Consider the following 16,969-nt stretch of genomic DNA (forward strand, 5'->3'; position numbering starts at 1 on the left):
TATGTGAAACTTAGTCTTGAATATTGAAAACTATGGTGCGTATCGTCTAGGCTGTCAACTGTAACGCGAGGGCGTGTGATGTCGGCAGATCAGGGCGACGGGACAGTCGGAAAGGCGCTGGACGTGCTCGATATGGTGGCGGGTGCGGGGCGGCCTGTTCGGTTTACCGAATTGCTGGCGGATGCCGTCTATCCCAAGGCCACGCTTTACCGGCTGATCCAGACGCTTACCCATCAGGGGATGCTGTCTTATGACCCGGACCGGCAGACCTACTCGCTTGGTGTCCGGCTTGTCCGACTGGCCCATGCTGCCTGGGCGACGTCATCGCTTGCGCCGATAGCGCGGCCCTATCTGGATGAATTGGCAGAAGAAACCGGTGAGACGATCCACTTGGCCCAACTCGACAACGGGCAGGTTCTCTATGTCGACAAGCGCAACGCGACCAAACCGGTAGAGATGTTCGCACAAGCCGGTAAGGTCGGCCCGGCCTACTGCACGGGTGTAGGCAAGGCGATGCTGGCCTTCCTGCCCGACGAGGTGTTGGAACGCGCGCTCCAGCGGCAGAGCTTTCATCGATTCACACCTCACACGCTGGACTCGCCGGACAAGCTGAAGGCCGAGCTTCAGGCGATTCGGACCCGCGGCCATGCCTTCGACAGGGAAGAGCATGAACCGGGAATCATCTGCTGTGCCGTGCCCATCCTGACCCGGACCGGGCGGGTGATCGGGGCGCTGTCGGTCACATCGACAACGGCGCGCACGTCGCTTTCCGAACTGGAGGCGGGGGCGGATCGCATCAAGGACACCGCGGCGCGGATCGCCGCAGAAGCGGAAAGCTGGCGCTTTCCGGAACAAGGTTAATCAGGGAGGGGAAGACATGTCCGGGGTAACGCTACAGAAGGTCGTGAAGCGATTTGGTGAGGCGCAGGTCATCCATGGGGTGGACCTGACGATCGAGGATGGCGAGTTCTGTGTCTTCGTCGGCCCTTCAGGTTGCGGGAAATCCACGCTGCTCCGGATGGTCGCGGGGCTGGAGGAAACCTCGGAAGGGTCGATCCGGATCGGCAGTCGCGACGTGACCAAGGCCGATCCTTCGGAACGCGGCGTGGCGATGGTCTTTCAAACCTATGCCCTTTATCCCCATATGACGGTTGCGGAAAACATGGGGTTCGGCCTGAAGATGACCGGCCATCCGAAGGCCGAGATCGACCGCAATGTGGCCGAGGCCGCGCGCATCCTGAAACTGGACGAATTGCTGACACGGAAGCCCAAGGCGCTTTCGGGTGGCCAGCGGCAGCGCGTGGCGATCGGCCGGGCCATCGTGCGGGGGCCGGAAGTGTTTCTCTTCGACGAGCCGCTGTCGAACCTAGATGCCGAATTGCGGGTGGAGATGCGGGTGGAAATCGCCCGCCTGCACCGCGAGATCGGCGCGACGATGATCTATGTGACGCATGACCAGGTGGAGGCGATGACTCTGGCCGACAAGATCGTCGTCCTTCGCAAAGGGAAGGTCGAGCAGGTTGGCAAGCCTTTGGAATTGTACCACAATCCCGACAACCGCTTTGTTGCGGGGTTCATCGGCAGTCCGGCGATGAACTTTATCGCCGCGACGGTTGAACGGGCTGGCAGCGTGGCTGCGCCGGGGCTTTCGGCATCGGTCGCTGCGGGGGTCGCCTTGCCGGGAGCCGGGGCAAAGGTGGAGGTTGGTCTTCGTCCGCAGCATCTGCGGGTGACTGAGGGGCGCACCCACCGCGTGGAAATGACCGAGGCGCTTGGCGGCGTCAGCTATATCCACGTCACGGGAGAGACAGGCGAGAAACTGGTGATCGAGGCTAAGGGCGATGTGATTCCGGCCATAGGCACGCAGATCGGCGTGGGGTTCGACGCCGCCGATGCGCTGTTCTTCAACGATTTGGGGCAACGCTTGCGCTGATCCTCACGCGCCGAGATGCGGTTCGCCCCGTGACTCGGCCAGTTTCATCTGGCGCTGGCGTTCGCGGAAACGGGCGCGATCTTCTGGCGTGTAGTCGTCCTTGCAGGCCGGGCAGCAGACACCTTCCTCATAGGCAGGGTCTGCCATGCCTTCCGGTGTGACCGGGCGGCGGCAGGCCCCGCAGGACGACAGGTTGCCGGGCACGAGCCCGTGCCCGACAGAGACGCGCTGATCGAAGACGAAGCATTCCCCCTGCCAGAGAGATTGGTCCTTTGGCACCTCTTCAAGGTATTTCAGGATGCCACCCTTTAAATGGTAAACCTCTTCAACCCCTTGTTGTAAAAGGAAATTCGTAGATTTCTCACAGCGGATGCCACCCGTGCAGAACATGGCGATCCGCTTGTTGTGAAAGCGGTCGCGGTTCGCCTTCCACCAGGCGGGGAACTGGCTGAAGCTGCGGGTGCCGGGATCGACGGCTCCGGCGAAAGTGCCGATGGCGACTTCGTATTCGTTTCGGGTGTCGATCACTGCGACATCGGGGGAGGAGATGAGGTCGTTCCAATCGGCCGCAGTGACGTAGTGACCGACCCGCGCCTTCGGGTCCACATCGGGTTCGCCCATCGTCACGATTTCGCGCTTCACCTTCACCTTCATCTTCCCGAAAGGCATCGTCGGGGCGTGGCTTTCCTTCCATTCCAGATCGGCGCATCCAGGCAATGTGCGGATATGGGCGAGAACCGTGTCGATTGCGGCGCGCGATCCGGCGATTGTTCCGTTGATCCCTTCGCCCGCCAGCAGGAGCGAACCCTTCACGCCCTCAGCAAGACACAGGTCCAGAAGCGGCGCGCGCAGGGTGGCCGGATCGGGGAAACGAGCGAAATGATAGAGCGCGGCAACGGTCAGCATGCACTCCGGATGCACCCGTTTTCCTTCTGTTTCAAGCGGTTCCCATTGACGCAGGGACAGGGGTTTCCTAGGCAGGAGCATCGACCCTGCCGTGAGGTCCAAGATGCGCCCCGCCGATGAAGCCCTGATCGTCATCGACATCCAGAACGATTTCTGCCCCGGCGGCGCGCTGGCCGTGGCGGATGGGGATAAAATCATCAATCGTGTCAATGGGTTGATGGATGAGTTCCCGAACGTCATCCTGACCCAGGACTGGCATCCTGCCGACCATTCCTCTTTCGCGTCCAATCATCCGGGCCACTCACCCTTTGAAACCTTAACAATGTCTTACGGTCCGCAGACGCTCTGGCCCGATCATTGTGTGCAGGGCACGCCGGGCGCGGCCTTTCATCGCGACCTGCGCACCGATCCGGCCGATCTGATCATCCGGAAGGGATTTCGCGTCGCGATCGACAGCTATTCCGCCTTTTTCGAGAATGACCGTAACACGACGACGGGCCTGAATGGTTACCTGAGCGCGCGGGGGATCACGGCTGTCACCTTCGTCGGTCTGGCGACGGATTACTGTGTCGCCTATTCGGCGCTGGATGCGGCGCGATTGGGACTGCGCGCGCGGGTTCTGCTGGGGGCCTGCCGGGGGATCGACCTTGGCGGGTCGCTGGCGCGGATGACCGAAGAGATGCGCGCGGCCGGCGTCGCACTGGAGGAGTGACGTGGTCGATATCGCCACCCGTGTGCACAACCACAACTGGAAGATCGACCCGATCGTCCGGTCGCTGATCGACACCGATTTCTACAAGCTGCTGATGTGCCAGTCGATCTTTCGCAACAAGCCGGAGACGACGGTAACCTTCTCTCTCATCAACCGCAGCACATCGGTGCGGCTGGCCGAATTGATCGACGAAGGTGAATTGCGCGAGCAACTGGATCATGTCCGGTCGCTGTCGCTGTCGCGCGGGGAGAGCACCTGGCTGCGCGGGAACATGTTCTATGGCAAGCGCCAGATGTTTCGCCCCGATTTCATGGAATGGTTCGAGGCACTTAGACTGCCGCCCTATCATCTGGAAAAGCGGGATGGGCAGTATGAGCTGACCTTCGAAGGGTCTTGGCCCGAGGTCATGCTGTGGGAGATTCCGGCGCTGGCCGTGCTGATGGAGTTGCGGTCGCGCGCGGTTCTGAAGGGGATGGGCAAGTTCGAGCTACAGGTGCTTTATGCCCGCGCCATGACCCGGCTGTGGGAAAAGATCGAGCGGTTGAAGGGTCTGGAAACACTGAGGATCGCGGATTTCGGGACGCGGCGGCGGCATTCCTTCCTGTGGCAGGACTGGTGCGTGCAGGCGATGCAGGAAGGGCTGGGCGCGACCTTCATCGGCACGTCGAATTGCGCCATCGCGCGCAAGCGGGACATCGAGGCGATCGGGACCAATGCGCATGAATTGCCCATGGTCTATTCGGCGCTGGCGGAAAGCGATGCGGAGCTGGCGCAGGCGCCCTATCAGGTGCTTGCCGACTGGCATGAAGAGCATGACGGGAACCTGCGGATCATCCTGCCGGATACTTATGGGACAGAAGGATTCCTGCGGAATGCGCCTGACTGGTTAACGACCTGGACCGGTATCCGCATCGACAGCGGCGATCCGGCCAAGGGAGCGGAAACGGCGATTCGCTGGTGGAAGGCGCGGGGCGAGGATCCGATGCAGAAGCTGGTGATCTTTTCCGATGGGCTGGATGTGGAAAAGATCGAGGAACTGCATCGGCAGTTTCATGGCCGGGTCAAGGTGTCCTTCGGCTGGGGCACGATGCTGACCAATGATTTCAGGGGTTTGGCAGGGGACAGGCTGGCGCCGTTCAGCCTTGTCTGCAAGGCGGTTTCGGCCAATGGAAGGCCCACGGTGAAACTGTCGGACAACCCCAACAAGGCAATGGGGCCGGCGGCGGAAATCGAGCGCTACAAGCGCGTTTTCGGGGTGGGGGCGCAGGCGGCGGTGGAGGTGGTGGTCTAGCCGAGGAGGCGGCGGATCACTGTGTCGGCGCGGGCGAGGTGGCTTTGGTGGATGGGATCGTCGGGCGCGAGGCGCGGGATCGTCCAGCCGACCGAGGCGAGGATGCGGGCCAGCGTGAAAAGTTCCACCTTTTCCGTATCTTGCGTCCCGTATCCGGCCATCAGCGCGTCGCGGAGGGCGTCGCGGGCGGGTTCGTACTGGTTCTGGGACAGGACCGTGCCCAGATCGTAGAGGCGGAAGCCGAAACCGCTGTCGTCGAAGTCGATGAGGGCGATATCCCCTTGGGATAAAAGCACATTTTCGCGCAGGACATCAGCGTGGATCAGGCCGAAATCGCCGTTTTCGGCGGCATGGGCCGTCATCATCGACTGTACCGCATTCCGTGCCGCAAACTGTGCAGAAAGTTGTGGCCACGCAGCGAACGGATGTTCCCAGAACCGGCCCCAGAGCGGGTTCTCTCCGACCAGCCCTTCAATATCCCATCGCGGGCGTTGGAAATCCGGCGGGAGGGAGAGCCCGTCGCTGGCCCGGTGCAGGCGGAGGAGCAGTTGCCCGAGGCGGAAGTGAAGGTCGATCTGGGCGGGGACGGGCTGCGGCAAGGGTTGGCCGGCCCTGCCGATCGGGTCGCCCTCCAGCCAGCGGATGGCAGAGGCGTGGCGGGTGGAGGAGAGTTGGGCCAGCAGCCCGCCATCGGGCAGAGGCAGCGGCGTGGGGACCGGAAGGCCGAGCGCGGCGAGTTCGGCGCACCACCAGAGTTCCGAGCGGATCGCGGCTGCGTCCTGATAGCCGGGCCGATGCAGGCGCAGGGCGGCGCGGCGGCCATCCGGCAGGGTCATTTCGTAAACGGCGTTCTCGCGGGCGACGATCAGCCGACGGATCGTGCCGCGCCAGAGGGCGGCGGCCTCCTGCGCGTCGGGGCCGGGGTCAGTCATCCTCGCCCTCGACTCGACCGCGCAGCGATTTCACCTCGCCGCGGACGGATTTCGCGGCGAGACGGCGGCGCTGGCTGCCGAGGGTGGGCTTGGTCGCGATGCGGCGCTTCGGGGCGACGAGGGCCTGACGGATGAGGTCGGCGAGACGGTCGCGCGCAATCTCGCGGTTGCGGGCCTGACTGCGGGTTTCATCGACCTGAAGGACAATCGCGCCCTCTGTTGTCCAGCGCCGCCCGGCGAGACGTTTCAGCCGGGCCTTCACCGGGGCGGGCAGGTGGGGGGAACGCTCTGCCTCGAAGCGGAGTTCGACGGCGGTGGAGACCTTGTTCACATTCTGCCCGCCGGGGCCGGAGGCGCGCACGAACTGTTCGGAAAGTTCCCAATCGGCGATGGAGATGGTGTCGGTGATGCGCAGCATGGCACGCTCGGGCAGTCGTGTTTCATAAGAGAAAGGGTCGCCTGGACGGCGACCCTTTCCGAGATCCAAGGAGATGGGCCAGTTAGGTTTCAAGCCCAATCAGGTAGACTGTCGACTGAGGGGCTGCCCTCAGAAAACGATCCTCCTGACTGTCCCGACACCTCTCTCCAATGTAGCTCTAGACACTGGATCACCTCCTTTCAATGGGTTTCAGATAGGGGGAGGGTGACACAGATTTTGTGTTCGTCAACAGATTTCACGCAACCCTTGCCGTGAATCGGTGGATCGCAAAGCGAAACGGCAACAATGCGAGCAGATCGACGGCGATCTTCACCAACCAGTCCGCAAAGCCCAGCGAAACCCAGAAAGGAACCTCTGGCCCGAAGCCCAGAAGGGCGGTCGGCTGCGCGGCCCAGGACACGTCATTGCCGGGTTCCAGAAGGGTGAGCGTGGTGGAGAAGGCGATGGAGAAGAAGATCGCCGTGTCGAGCGAGGAGCCGACGAAGGTGGAGATGAAGGGGGCCTGCCACCAGGCGCGGGCGCGGAGCCGGTCGAAGATCATCACGTCGATGAGCTGCGCGGTCAGGAAGGCGATGCCGGAGCCCAGCGCAACGCGCATCGTCACCAGAGGGCCGTATTCGCCGATGATCTGGGTGCCGATGGCCGAGCAGGCCAGGCCGGTGGCAAAGCCGGCATAGACCACGCGGCGGGCGGCGGCGGCGCCTTCCAGCCGGTTGACGATGTCGGAGACGAGGAAGGCCAGCGGATAGGTGAAGGCACCCCAGGTAAGCCAGGTGCCGATGGGATACTGGACAAGGATGTTGGAGGCCACGACGACGATGGTCATGGCGAGGACGCCAAAGAGCGAGATGCGGGTCATGTCTGGTGTTCCGTTTTGACAAGGTCGCGGAGACTTGGCCCCCCGCTGATCGGAGGACGCGGTCCCCTACGCCCCTGGGGCGGGCCTGTCAATCGTCCGTCGCCGTGCCAGCAATCGGGTCAGGTGGGGGAAGAATGCGGTATTCGACAATCTCGGTCGTCTGGAAGAAGTAGAAATTGTCATCCGAGATCATGGTGAGGCGCAGCGTGCCGTCCGGCGCGCGCCAGACCGAAATGCTTTCGAGATTGTCGTGCTGGCCCACGCTGCTTTGCAATTCGGTGCGTTCATCCGAAAGGCCGGTTTCGGAGAGGGCGAAGCTGCGGACGCGGGAGGCGAAGCCGGTTACGCCGTGGAATTCGCGTTCCAGAAGGTAGAAGCGGCCATCGGGGCCGATATCGGCGCCGACGGCAAGGAAGCCGCCGTCGCGGCGCAGCGAGAAGGGTTGATCCCAGCTGCCGTCGCGATAGCGCCAGATGGGAAAGGGGCGGGTCAGTTCGCCAGACCGTTCCGGCAGGGTGTAGAGCGTGCCATCAGGGCCGATGGCGAGGGCTTCGAGCGCGGAGTTGCGCTGCATCCGGGCGAATTCGCGTGGCGTGATGAGGTTGCGCGCCGGTCCGTCGAGCGTGTCGTAACGCAGCACGCGGGGGATCTGTTCGAAGGAGATATAGAAGCTGCCATCGGGCCCTTGCGCCAGACCTTCGGCATCCTGACGCCCGCGGGAGAGTGGCGCCTCGAACCTTCCGCGCAGGAAGCGGAGCGGTTGCGCCTGAATGGCGGTGATGCGGCCTTCGGCATCGCGGGTGAAGGTGCCTTGGGTCCACCAGCCCTTGTCGGTGACAGCGGCGAAGGACAGGCCATCATCCGACAGTTCAATCCCGGAAAGCCCGCCGAAATTCGGGTCATCCATCTGCCATGGCGTGGCGGCAAGAAAGCCTGCGGGATAGGGTTGGCTGGCGCTGCCCTGAAGGCCAAGAACCAGAAACATCCCCGCCGTCAGGGCGAGGAAAGGACGTTTCGGCATTGTCTGGGCAGATCGGCAAGGGTGTAATCGCGCGCGCCGCGCTGGCGCGGAACGGGTTTGGCGTTCGGGTCCGGCTTGGGGTTGAGGTATTCGTCCGACACCCACCACATCAGCGTATCGTCGCAGCCATCGCCGCCGTTCGACAGTTCCTTCACGGTCGGGGTCTGGCCGTCGCAATGCCGCGCGCCGCGCGGGCATTTGAGGCGGATGTGGAAATGGGTTTCGTGGCCGCCGATGGGGCGGATCTTCTGAAGCCAGTCGCGATCGGCGCGGGTGGCGGATTTGCACATCTCGATCTTGACCGCAGCGGCGACGAAGATGCGGTCCACGCGGGCATCGGAGGCGGCGGCGCGCAGGAGCGCGTGATGGGCTGGCGTCCAGTTTTCGGTCACGCTGCGCTGATCGGCGGAGCGGACGGGGATGGAGGAAATCTCTTCACGTTCCTGGCGGGACAGGTCGAGGCGGCGGGGCGGCAGCATCCAGACATCGGCATCGAGCCCGATCTGGTGGGAGGCGTGGCCGCTGGTCATCGGGCCGCCGCGGGGTTGGCTGATGTCGCCGATATAGAGGCCGGGCCAGCCGATCTGACGGGCGGCCTCGCTCAGGTCGATGAGATAGTCGATCATCACCGGATGGCCCCAGTTGCGGTTGCGCGAGAGGCGCATGGCCTGCCAGGTGGGGCCGGTTTCGGGCAGGGCGATCAGGCCGTCGGCGCAGCCCTTGTTATAGGTGCCGTAGGGCATGGGGCGGGAGTCGGTCGGCAAGGAGGCCGCGCCGAAAAGCTGGTTCGCCTTGGTTTCCGCCTGTGCGGGCAGCGCGAGGGCAACTGCCAGCAACCATCCTGCCAATCGTCCGATCATCACGCCTGTTCGCCCTTTGCCCTGACGAAGACTAGCAGAAGGAGGCCGATCAGGAACATCACGATCAGCGGAGAGATGCCGATGCGCTGCGATCCGCTGATCGTGGTGGCCAGCGCGATAAGGGCGGGGGAGATGAAGGAGGCGACCTTGCCGGAGAGGGCGAAGAGGCCGAAGGCTTCGGTCGCGCGGTCGGGGGTGGTGTGGCGGACCATCATGGTGCGGGAGGCGGCCTGAAGCGCCCCGCAGGCGAAGAAGATGTCGTCGGAGGCCGAGGAGGCCGGGTCGAGGGGGATGCCCCAGAGGCTTTCGCGGGTCATCCCGACGATGATGAGGCAGACGAAGATGAGGATGACGATGCAGGTGGCGATGACGGGCTTGGGGCCGAAACGGCGGTCGGCCTTGCCGCCGATCCAGCTGGCGACCATGGCGGTGAGGGCACCGACGACGCCGAAGACGCCGATCTGGGTGATTTCCCAGCCCAGGACGCCGGAGGCATAGACGCCGCCGAAGCCGTAGAGGGCATTGAGCGCGTCGCGGTAGAAGAGCGAGGAGGCGAGATAGGCCGAGAGGCTGCCGCGGTAGCGGAGCGAGGCGAGAAGGTCGCGCAGGCTGGCCATGGCGCGGCCGAGGTGGAGGGGGCGGCGTTCCGTACGGGGTTCGCGGACCCAGACGAAGAAGGGGATCATGAAGACCGCATACCAGATCGCGGTGAAGGGGCCGACGGCGCGGGTGCCTTCGCGCGCCTCGGGGTCGAGGCCGAAGAGGGGGTCGAGGCCGATGAGGGTTTTCCCCGTGGCGCTGTTTTCGGCGAAGAAGAGCAGCATGATGGCCAGCGCCAGCACGCCGCCCAGATAGCCGAAGGCGAAGCCGGAGCCGGAGATGGCACCCATGTCGTCATGGTCGGACAGGCTGGGCATCAGGGCGTTGGTGAAGATGGTGGCGAATTCCATCCCGATGAAGCCCAGGCCGAAGAAGGCCACCGCCCAGAAGAGGTTGTCGCCCCCCGGCGCGATGAACCAGAGCGCGAAGGACCCAAGGATGTAGAAGGCCGAGAAGAACCAGACCCAGATCATGCGGCGTCCGGTGCTGTCGGCGATGGCCCCCAGAAAGGGCGCAAGGATCGCGATGAGAACAGAGGAGATGGCGAGACCTGCGCCCCAATAGGCCTGTGCGGCCGCACCTGCCGCCTCGGCATCCACGCCTTCGGCCATGTAGGCACCGCGGGCGATTTCTGCGAAATAGGGGCCGAAGATGAAGGTCAGGAGCAGGGTGTTGTAGGGCTGGCTGGCCCAGTCGAAGAACCACCAGCCCCAGATGCGCCTTTTCGCGCTGACCGTGCCTGCCATGACTGCCCCCTGCCCTGTTGGCCTTTTCGCGGATTGAATCGCGAAACAGGCCGTGGCGCAAGCTTGGCGTTCAGCGGGCGGGCGGCCAGGCGCGCCGATCTTCGGCCGCGATCCAGGCCTGCACGAAATCCGGCAAGGCCGGGCTGTCCACCGGCTGGCCCATGGCGGCCAGGACGCGGGAGGGGGCCACGATGCCGTCTTTCGACGTGACGGCGGAACGGATGACCTGATGGCTGGTGCAATCATCGCCCTTCCACATCGACTGTTCGATGTAGAGGAAGCGGTGATCCCAGCCGATGCAGCGGCTGTGGATCGTCACCGCATCGAAAGCGCGGACGCGGCGGCGGTAGCGGACGGTATTGCCTGCCACAGTCAGCCCCCAGCGATTGGCAAGCAGCACCTGTTTCAGCCCCGTGCGGATGCCCAGGGGGATGCGGCCCAGATCGTAGAGGGTGAGGGTGCGGCCATTGTTCAGCTCGACCCAGGGATCAAGGTCCCAGGGCCAGCAGCGATGGGTGCTGACATGGGTGCCCAAGATGGGAAGGGCGGGGGCGTTGCGGAACTTCCACAACTCTTTCGCCATGCGGAGGAAAGGATACATCGGGCGACTCCTGTTGCCATCGGGGTGCCTTCTGGGCGGCGCGAGGTCAAGCGGTGACGTTGCGCCCGCCGGGCATGCAAGATTTCCGGGGGATCACACTGTCTAGGGCGTTGCGAAACGGCCCTTCTCCCGCTAGGTCTGACACAAGCCCTAGTATGCGGAGGCCGCCGAATGACCTCGATCCTGCAAATCCTGCTGTTGATCCTCGATATCGCGCAATGGATCATCCTGGCCCATATCATCATGAGCTGGCTGATCAACTTCCAGGTCCTGAACCTGCGCCAACCGCTGGTGGCGCAGATCTGGGACGGGTTGAACCGGATTCTTGAACCGATTTACTCGCGCGTCCGGTCTGTCCTGCCCAATCTGGGCGGGATCGACCTTGCGCCGCTGGTCGTGCTGATCGCGGTCTATGCGCTGCGGATCGTGCTGATCAACAACTCCGCCGCCTTCATGTGACTTCACTCTCCCTAAACCACGCCCGGGTAGGCTCGCCCTGCCCTTCCCCCGATTCAGGCCCCCTGCCGCCCATGACCGATCCCGAAACGCTGCTGCGCTCCGTCTTCGGATTTCCGGGGTTCCGCCCCGGTCAGGCCGAGATCGTGGAGGCGGTGCTGGAGGGACGCAACACGCTGGCCATCATGCCGACGGGGGGCGGGAAGTCACTTTGCTTTCAACTGCCCGCATTGTGCCGGGAGGGGGTGACGGTGGTCATCTCGCCGCTGATTGCGCTGATGCGGGATCAGGTGCGGGCTTTGCGCGCGGCGGGGGTGGAGGCGGGTGCGCTCACCTCGGGCAATACGGATGGGGAGACGGAAGAGGTCTTTGCCGCGCTGGATGAGGGGCGGCTGAAACTTCTTTACATCGCGCCGGAGCGGTTGGCCTCGGCTGCCACTTTGCCGATGCTGCGGCGGATCGGGACGCGGCTGATCGCGGTCGATGAGGCGCATTGCGTAAGCCAGTGGGGGCATGACTTTCGCCCCGATTACCTGCGGATCGGCGAGGTGCGGCGGGCGCTGGGGGTGCCGCTGGCGGCCTTTACCGCGACAGCGGATGAAGAGACGCGGGGCGAAATCGTCACGCGTCTGTTCGACGGGGTGGCCCCTGCCACCTTCCTGCGCGGGTTCGACCGGCCGAACATCCATCTGGCCTTTGCGGTGAAGGACAATCCGCGCACGCAGGTCCTGCGCTTTGCCGCCGCGCGGAAGGGGCAATCGGGCATCGTCTATTGCGCGACGCGGGCAAAGACCGAGACGCTGGCGCAGGCCCTGGGCGAGGCGGGGCATGCGGCCTGTTTCTATCATGGCGGGATGGACCCGGAGGCGCGGCGGCAGGTCGAGGCACGGTTCCAGCGCGAGGATGGGCTGATCGTGGTGGCGACCATCGCCTTCGGCATGGGGATCGACAAGCCGGATATCCGCTGGGTCGCCCATGCGGACCTGCCGAAGTCGATCGAAGGGTATTATCAGGAGATCGGGCGCGCGGGGCGCGACGGGGCGGCGGCAGAGACGATGACGCTTTATGGCCCCGACGACATAAGGTTGCGGCGGTCGCAGATCGACGAGGGGCTGGCGCCGCCGGATCGGAAGGCGGCGGATCACGCGCGGCTGAACGCGCTGCTGGGTCTGGCCGAGGCGGTGGGGTGTCGGCGGCAGGTGCTGCTGGGCTATTTCGGCGAGGCGGCGGAGCCTTGCGGGAATTGCGACATCTGCGACCGGCCCGCCGTTGTGTTCGATGCGACGGATGCGGTGCGCAAGGCGCTGTCGGCGATCCTGCGGACGGGGGAATGGTTCGGGGCGGGGCATCTGATCGACATTCTGACCGGGCAGGCGACCGACAAGGTGCGCGAACGGGGGCATGACAAGCTGCCCACCTTTGCCGTGGGGCGGGAGTTGACGAAGGCCGCCTGGGGTGCGGTGTTCCGGCAGATGATGGGGCGCGATCTGGTGCGGCCCGACCCGGAGCGGCATGGCGCGCTGCGGATGACCGAGGCGGCGCGGCCGATCCTGCGGGGGGAGGCGTCGATCACCCTGCGGAAGGATACGGTGGATGCGGCGCGGCCGACAGTGGCGGTGAAGGCGCTGGTGTCGGATGAGGATGCGCCGCTTCTGTCGGCGCTGAAGGCCAAGCGGCGGGCGCTGGCCGAGGCGGCGGGGGTGCCGGCCTATGTGATCTTCCCTGACCGGACGCTGATCGAGATGGCAGAACGGCGGCCCGCCACGATGGATGCGATGGCGGGGATCACGGGGGTGGGGGCGAAGAAGCTGGAGAGCTATGGCGCGGCCTTCCTTGAGGTGATCTGCGGCGCGGTGGAGGTGTTGCATCCGCAACGGATGCGGCTGGCGGGGCGTGAGGCGGGGCCGGTCTTCGACCGGTTGGCCGATGTGCAGGTGGCGCTGTCGCGGGGCGAGGACGGGACGGGGAAATACCTGTCGGTGACCCATTCCACCTTGCGGATCATCGCGGAGCGGCGGCCTTCGACGCTGACGGAGTTGCAGCGGATCCAGGGGATGGGCGACCAGAAGGTGGAGCGGTTCGGCGAGGCCTTTCTTTCGGTCTTGCGCGAGGCGTGACGGGGGCTATTTCGGGTGCGAAGGAGAGTGCCATGCTGACCGTGATTTCCCCTGCGAAACGACTGGACGAGACGCGGCGCGAGCTGCCCGGCGGGTTTGAGCCGACGGAGCCTGCCTTTGCCGCAGAGGCGGTGAAGCTGGCCAAGATCGCGCGCGGGCTTTCGGTGGCGGAGTTGCGGGGGCTGATGGGGATATCCGAGCCCCTGGCCAAGCTGAACGCGGAGCGGTTCCGGGCGTTTCAGGCGAAACCTGCGGCGGGGGCAGTGTGGCCCGCGGCCTTTTGCTTTGATGGCGACACCTATGCCGGGCTGGAGGCGAAGACGCTGGATGCCGATGCGCTGCGCTGGGCGCAGGGGCGGTTGCGGATCTTGTCGGGGCTGTACGGGTTGCTGCGGCCGTTGGACCTGATCCAGCCTTACCGGCTGGAGATGGGCAGCCGTCTGGCCAATCCGAAGGGGGCCGATCTTTATGCCTACTGGGGAAGCCGGATTTCCAAGGCCCTGAACCAGGCGGCGGAAGAGGCGGGGACGGGTGTTCTGGTGAACTGCGCTTCGCAGGAATACTTCGGGGCGGTCGATCCCAAGGCGCTGAAGCTGCGGGTGATCACACCGGTGTTTCTGGAAGGGGCGGGGGACGGGGCGAAGGTCGTTTCCTTCTTTGCCAAGAGGGCGCGCGGCGCGATGGCGCGGTTCATCGCGGAGAACCGCCTGACGGAGGCAGAAGACCTGCGCGGCTTTGGCACGGGGGGCTATGCCTTTGATGCCGGGGCCAGCGGCGGGGACCGGCTGGTGTTCCGGCGCGACGAGGCGGCGGCGGCCTGACCTCAGGCGGCGGTGGCGCGGTCCTCAAGGCGGGCTGTGTAGCGGGACAGCACATCAAGGATGGCGGAGCGGCGGAGCGGTTTGGTCAGGTGATGATCCATGCCTGCGTCGCGGATGCGGTCGCTGTCTTCCTCCATCGCGTGGGCGGTCAGTGCGACGATGGGGACATGGGCAAGGCCGCCTTCCGCCGCCCGGATCGCGCGGGCGGCGGTGCAGCCATCCATCACGGGCATGGAGATATCCATGAAGATCAGGTCAGGGTGGAAGCCGCGCCAAAGGTCGATGGCCTGACGCCCGTCTTCGGCAAAGCGGAGATCGAGGTCGAGGTCGCGGAGCATCTTGGCGAGGACAAGCTGGTTGGTGCGATTGTCCTCGGCCGCGAGGATGCGCAGGCGGCGCGCGGCGGGCGGTTCGGCGACGGCGGCGGGAAGCCGCGCGCCGGTCAGGTGGCGCAGCGCGGCAAAGAGATCCGAGCGCGGCACCGGCTTGGCCAGCACGGCCTGCGCGCTGCCCTCGGCGACCAGCGCCTCGGCCCGGGCCATGGCATCGGGTGCGGCCATGAGCAGCGCGGGCGCGCGATGGCCCCGGGCGCGGAGCGCGGAGAGCAGGGCAAGGCCATCCTCGGCGCCCTGATCGGCGTCGATCAGGAGCAGATCCAGCCCGTCCGTCGAGAGGGGTTCCAGCCCGGAACGGTGGTGCAGGACGGCGATGCCCAGTTGGTGCAACTGGCGTTCCAGAATGGCGCGGTTGACGGGGTTCGCCTCGGCCAGAAGGACATGGTGCAGTGCCGTTGGCACCCCCGGCGCGGCAATCCGTTCGGCCACCGGAAGCGTCAGGGCAAATCCGAAACAGGACCCTTCACCCGGAACGGAGTCGAGCCAGAGATGGCCGTCCATCCGTTCGACGAGGCGGCGGGTGATGGCGAGGCCCAGACCGGTGCCCTGATAGCGCCGGTCCTCGGCGGTTTCGACCTGATTGAAATCCCCGAAGATATGGTCCGCATGTTCGGGCGCGATGCCGATGCCCGTATCCTCGACCGTGATGTGAAGGCGGAGGCGATCCCCGTCTTCCATCGTGCCGACGACGCGGACGAGGACATGGCCGGTTTCGGTGAACTTGACGGCGTTGCCCATGAGATTGGTCAGCACCTGCCGCAATCGGCCTGCATCGCCGACAAGCCGGGTGGGAAGGAACATGTCGTAATCGACCAGCAGATCAATCCCCTTGGCCCGTGCCTGCGGTTGCAGGAGGATCGCGGTTTCATGGATCAACCTTTCAAGATCGAAGGGCGCCGGGTGCAGGACCAGACGGCCCGCCTCGATCTTGGACCAGTCCAGAATGTCGTTGATGATGGCGAGGAGCGCTTCGCCCGACGAACGGATGGTTTCCGCAAAGAGGCGCTGGTCTTCGGTGAGATCGGTGCCGCAGAGCAGTTCGGCCATGCCGACGACACCGTTCATCGGGGTCCTGATCTCATGGCTCATATTGGCAAGGAAGGCGGATTTCGCCCCGTTTGCGGCCTCAGCCGCGTGGCGCGCGGCGCGGAGCGTTTCCTGAACCTCGCGTTCGGCCGTGATGTCGCGGCGCAGGCCGACCCGGCCACCGTCAGGGGTGGGGCGGTCCTGCGCGCGCAGCCAGCGGCCATCGGCGAGGTGCAGTTCGACATGGCCGGATGCGGCGCGGAATTCGGCCAGCCGGTCCTGTATGAAGTCGTCCTCGCGCCCCGCTGCGGCGGGGAACTGACCCGAAGCGACGCTGGCGCGGAGGATGTCCTGAAAGCGGATGCCGGGTTCGACGGTGATGCCGTCGGCGGCGCAAAGGTCGCGATACGTCTGGTTGCAGAGGGTCAGCCTGTCATTGCGATCAAAGATGACGAAACCGTCGGGGATCGCCTCGATCGCGGCGCGCAGGCGCATTTCGGCGGTGATGTCGATGGCGAGACAGACCCTGTCGCCGTCGCGGGCGATGCTGTCCTCAAGTCGCAGCGAGGGCCCGGAGAGGAGGGCAAGTTCGACCGGCGGGATCGGATCGGAGGCAATGCGGGCAAGCATCTGCTGCACCCAGTCGTCACCCGCCACGTCAAGCCGCAGCAGGGGCGTGAGGGCGGCGAGCAGATCGGGATAGGCCATGCCGGGCAGGATGCTGCCGGGGGCAAAAGGGGCGAGGAAGGCGCGGTTGGCCATGACAAGGCGGTTGTCCGTGTCGAAGACGGCGAAACCGTCGCGGATCGTGTCGATGGAGGTGCGGAGGCGGCGTTCGGCCATGACGGCGGCGGTATGGGCGCGGTCGAGATCGCCCAGATAGCGTTCGTTCTGGCCCTTGAGGCGTGCGGCTTCGGACCGTGCCGCATGGGCGGATTGCCGTTCCTCGACCATCTGTTCGGAGAGGGCGCGGGCTTGCAGGGCGAGTTTTTCCTGTGCCGCCGCCAGTTCCCGCATCTTCCATTCCAGCGTGCGTTCCGCCGCCAGCCGCGCGCGGCGTTCACGGGCGAGCCGTTCGGCGAGCGAAAGCGAGGCGGCGGGGGGCGGCGAAACGGGCGGCGGGGTGGCGTTCATGTAACCTCGACTCAAGCAGGGGCGGCGCGTCGTGCACAGCATGGAAGCTGTCGGTGAACAGGGGGTTAAGGGCCGCGCCCATCACCTTGGCATGGACGACTCATTGCGCCGGGGAGGGCT

The 16,969-nt window shown here is 65.2% G+C and carries 16 protein-coding genes; 7 read left to right on the forward strand and 9 right to left on the reverse strand.

Annotation, left to right across the window (positions count from 1 at the left end):
- Window positions 1-78: 78 nt before the first annotated feature.
- Both C0V75_RS14225 and C0V75_RS14230 read left to right on the forward strand, forming a co-directional pair.
- Window positions 79-861, forward strand: a complete 783-nt coding sequence (locus C0V75_RS14225) for an IclR family transcriptional regulator (RefSeq protein ID WP_101921607.1) — start codon at window positions 79-81, stop codon at window positions 859-861.
- Between the two features lie 16 nt (window positions 862-877).
- Window positions 878-1,933, forward strand: a complete 1,056-nt coding sequence (locus tag C0V75_RS14230; protein ID WP_101921608.1) for an ABC transporter ATP-binding protein — start codon at window positions 878-880, stop codon at window positions 1,931-1,933.
- A 3-nt stretch (window positions 1,934-1,936) separates the two neighbouring features.
- Here C0V75_RS14230 and C0V75_RS14235 read toward each other — a convergent pair whose 3' ends face one another.
- On the reverse strand, window positions 1,937-2,839 hold the full coding sequence (locus C0V75_RS14235; RefSeq protein WP_101921609.1) for a rhodanese-related sulfurtransferase: 903 nt from the start codon (window positions 2,837-2,839) through the stop codon (window positions 1,937-1,939).
- Window positions 2,840-2,942: 103 nt separating this feature from the next.
- Here C0V75_RS14235 and pncA point away from each other — a divergent pair, with 103 nt between their 5' ends.
- Together pncA and pncB are read left to right on the forward strand one after the other, a co-directional pair.
- Window positions 2,943-3,551 (forward strand): bifunctional nicotinamidase/pyrazinamidase, encoded by a 609-nt coding sequence (gene pncA / locus C0V75_RS14240; protein ID WP_101921610.1) that lies wholly within the window; start codon window positions 2,943-2,945, stop codon window positions 3,549-3,551.
- Window position 3,552: 1 nt separating this feature from the next.
- Entirely contained in the window at window positions 3,553-4,842 is a 1,290-nt protein-coding gene (pncB, locus tag C0V75_RS14245) for a nicotinate phosphoribosyltransferase (protein ID WP_101921611.1), read from the forward strand.
- Here the strand turns inward: pncB and C0V75_RS14250 are convergent.
- From C0V75_RS14250 to C0V75_RS14280, 7 genes are all read right to left on the reverse strand, one after another.
- Window positions 4,839-5,774, reverse strand: coding sequence for a phosphotransferase enzyme family protein (locus C0V75_RS14250; protein ID WP_101921612.1), 936 nt, complete (start codon window positions 5,772-5,774; stop codon window positions 4,839-4,841). The two genes, pncB and C0V75_RS14250, sit on opposite strands and share 4 nt — an antisense overlap.
- Window positions 5,767-6,192: an alternative ribosome rescue aminoacyl-tRNA hydrolase ArfB gene (arfB, locus tag C0V75_RS14255; protein ID WP_101921613.1), complete on the reverse strand. Its 426-nt coding sequence runs from the start codon at window positions 6,190-6,192 to the stop codon at window positions 5,767-5,769. Before arfB ends, C0V75_RS14250 begins: the two co-directional genes overlap by 8 nt.
- A 256-nt stretch (window positions 6,193-6,448) precedes the next feature.
- Window positions 6,449-7,072 carry a queuosine precursor transporter gene (locus tag C0V75_RS14260; protein WP_101921614.1) on the reverse strand — a complete coding sequence of 208 codons (624 nt, stop codon included), beginning with the start codon at window positions 7,070-7,072 and terminating at the stop codon, window positions 6,449-6,451.
- An 88-nt stretch (window positions 7,073-7,160) separates the two neighbouring features.
- Window positions 7,161-8,093: an esterase-like activity of phytase family protein gene (locus C0V75_RS14265; protein ID WP_101921615.1), complete on the reverse strand. Its 933-nt coding sequence runs from the start codon at window positions 8,091-8,093 to the stop codon at window positions 7,161-7,163.
- On the reverse strand, window positions 8,066-8,953 hold the full coding sequence (gene mepA / locus C0V75_RS14270; protein ID WP_101921616.1) for a penicillin-insensitive murein endopeptidase: 888 nt from the start codon (window positions 8,951-8,953) through the stop codon (window positions 8,066-8,068). The genes C0V75_RS14265 and mepA overlap by 28 nt, the downstream gene beginning before the upstream one ends.
- Entirely contained in the window at window positions 8,953-10,299 is a 1,347-nt protein-coding gene (locus tag C0V75_RS14275) for an MFS transporter (protein ID WP_101921617.1), read from the reverse strand. Before C0V75_RS14275 ends, mepA begins: the two co-directional genes overlap by 1 nt.
- 70 nt (window positions 10,300-10,369) lie before the next feature.
- Complete coding sequence (locus C0V75_RS14280) at window positions 10,370-10,900, reverse strand: acyl-CoA thioesterase (protein ID WP_101921618.1); 531 nt, start codon at window positions 10,898-10,900, stop codon at window positions 10,370-10,372.
- A 171-nt stretch (window positions 10,901-11,071) separates the two neighbouring features.
- On the opposite strand from C0V75_RS14280, the gene C0V75_RS14285 reads away from it, so the two are divergent.
- From C0V75_RS14285 to yaaA, 3 genes are all read left to right on the forward strand, one after another.
- Complete coding sequence (locus tag C0V75_RS14285) at window positions 11,072-11,359, forward strand: YggT family protein (protein WP_101921619.1); 288 nt, start codon at window positions 11,072-11,074, stop codon at window positions 11,357-11,359.
- Between the two features lie 71 nt (window positions 11,360-11,430).
- Window positions 11,431-13,473 carry a DNA helicase RecQ gene (recQ, locus tag C0V75_RS14290; RefSeq protein ID WP_101921620.1) on the forward strand — a complete coding sequence of 681 codons (2,043 nt, stop codon included), beginning with the start codon at window positions 11,431-11,433 and terminating at the stop codon, window positions 13,471-13,473.
- A gap of 32 nt (window positions 13,474-13,505) precedes the next feature.
- The gene (yaaA, locus tag C0V75_RS14295) at window positions 13,506-14,294 is read left to right on the forward strand and encodes a peroxide stress protein YaaA (RefSeq protein ID WP_101921621.1); all 789 of its coding nucleotides are present in this window, start codon (window positions 13,506-13,508) and stop codon (window positions 14,292-14,294) included.
- A gap of 2 nt (window positions 14,295-14,296) precedes the next feature.
- On the opposite strand, the gene C0V75_RS14300 is transcribed toward yaaA, so the two are convergent.
- Entirely contained in the window at window positions 14,297-16,849 is a 2,553-nt protein-coding gene (locus C0V75_RS14300) for a response regulator (RefSeq protein ID WP_101921622.1), read from the reverse strand.
- Window positions 16,850-16,969: the final 120 nt, after the last annotated feature.

The organism is Tabrizicola sp. TH137, assembly GCF_002855575.1.
In the GTDB taxonomy this organism is placed as follows: Bacteria; Pseudomonadota; Alphaproteobacteria; order Rhodobacterales; family Rhodobacteraceae; genus Paragemmobacter.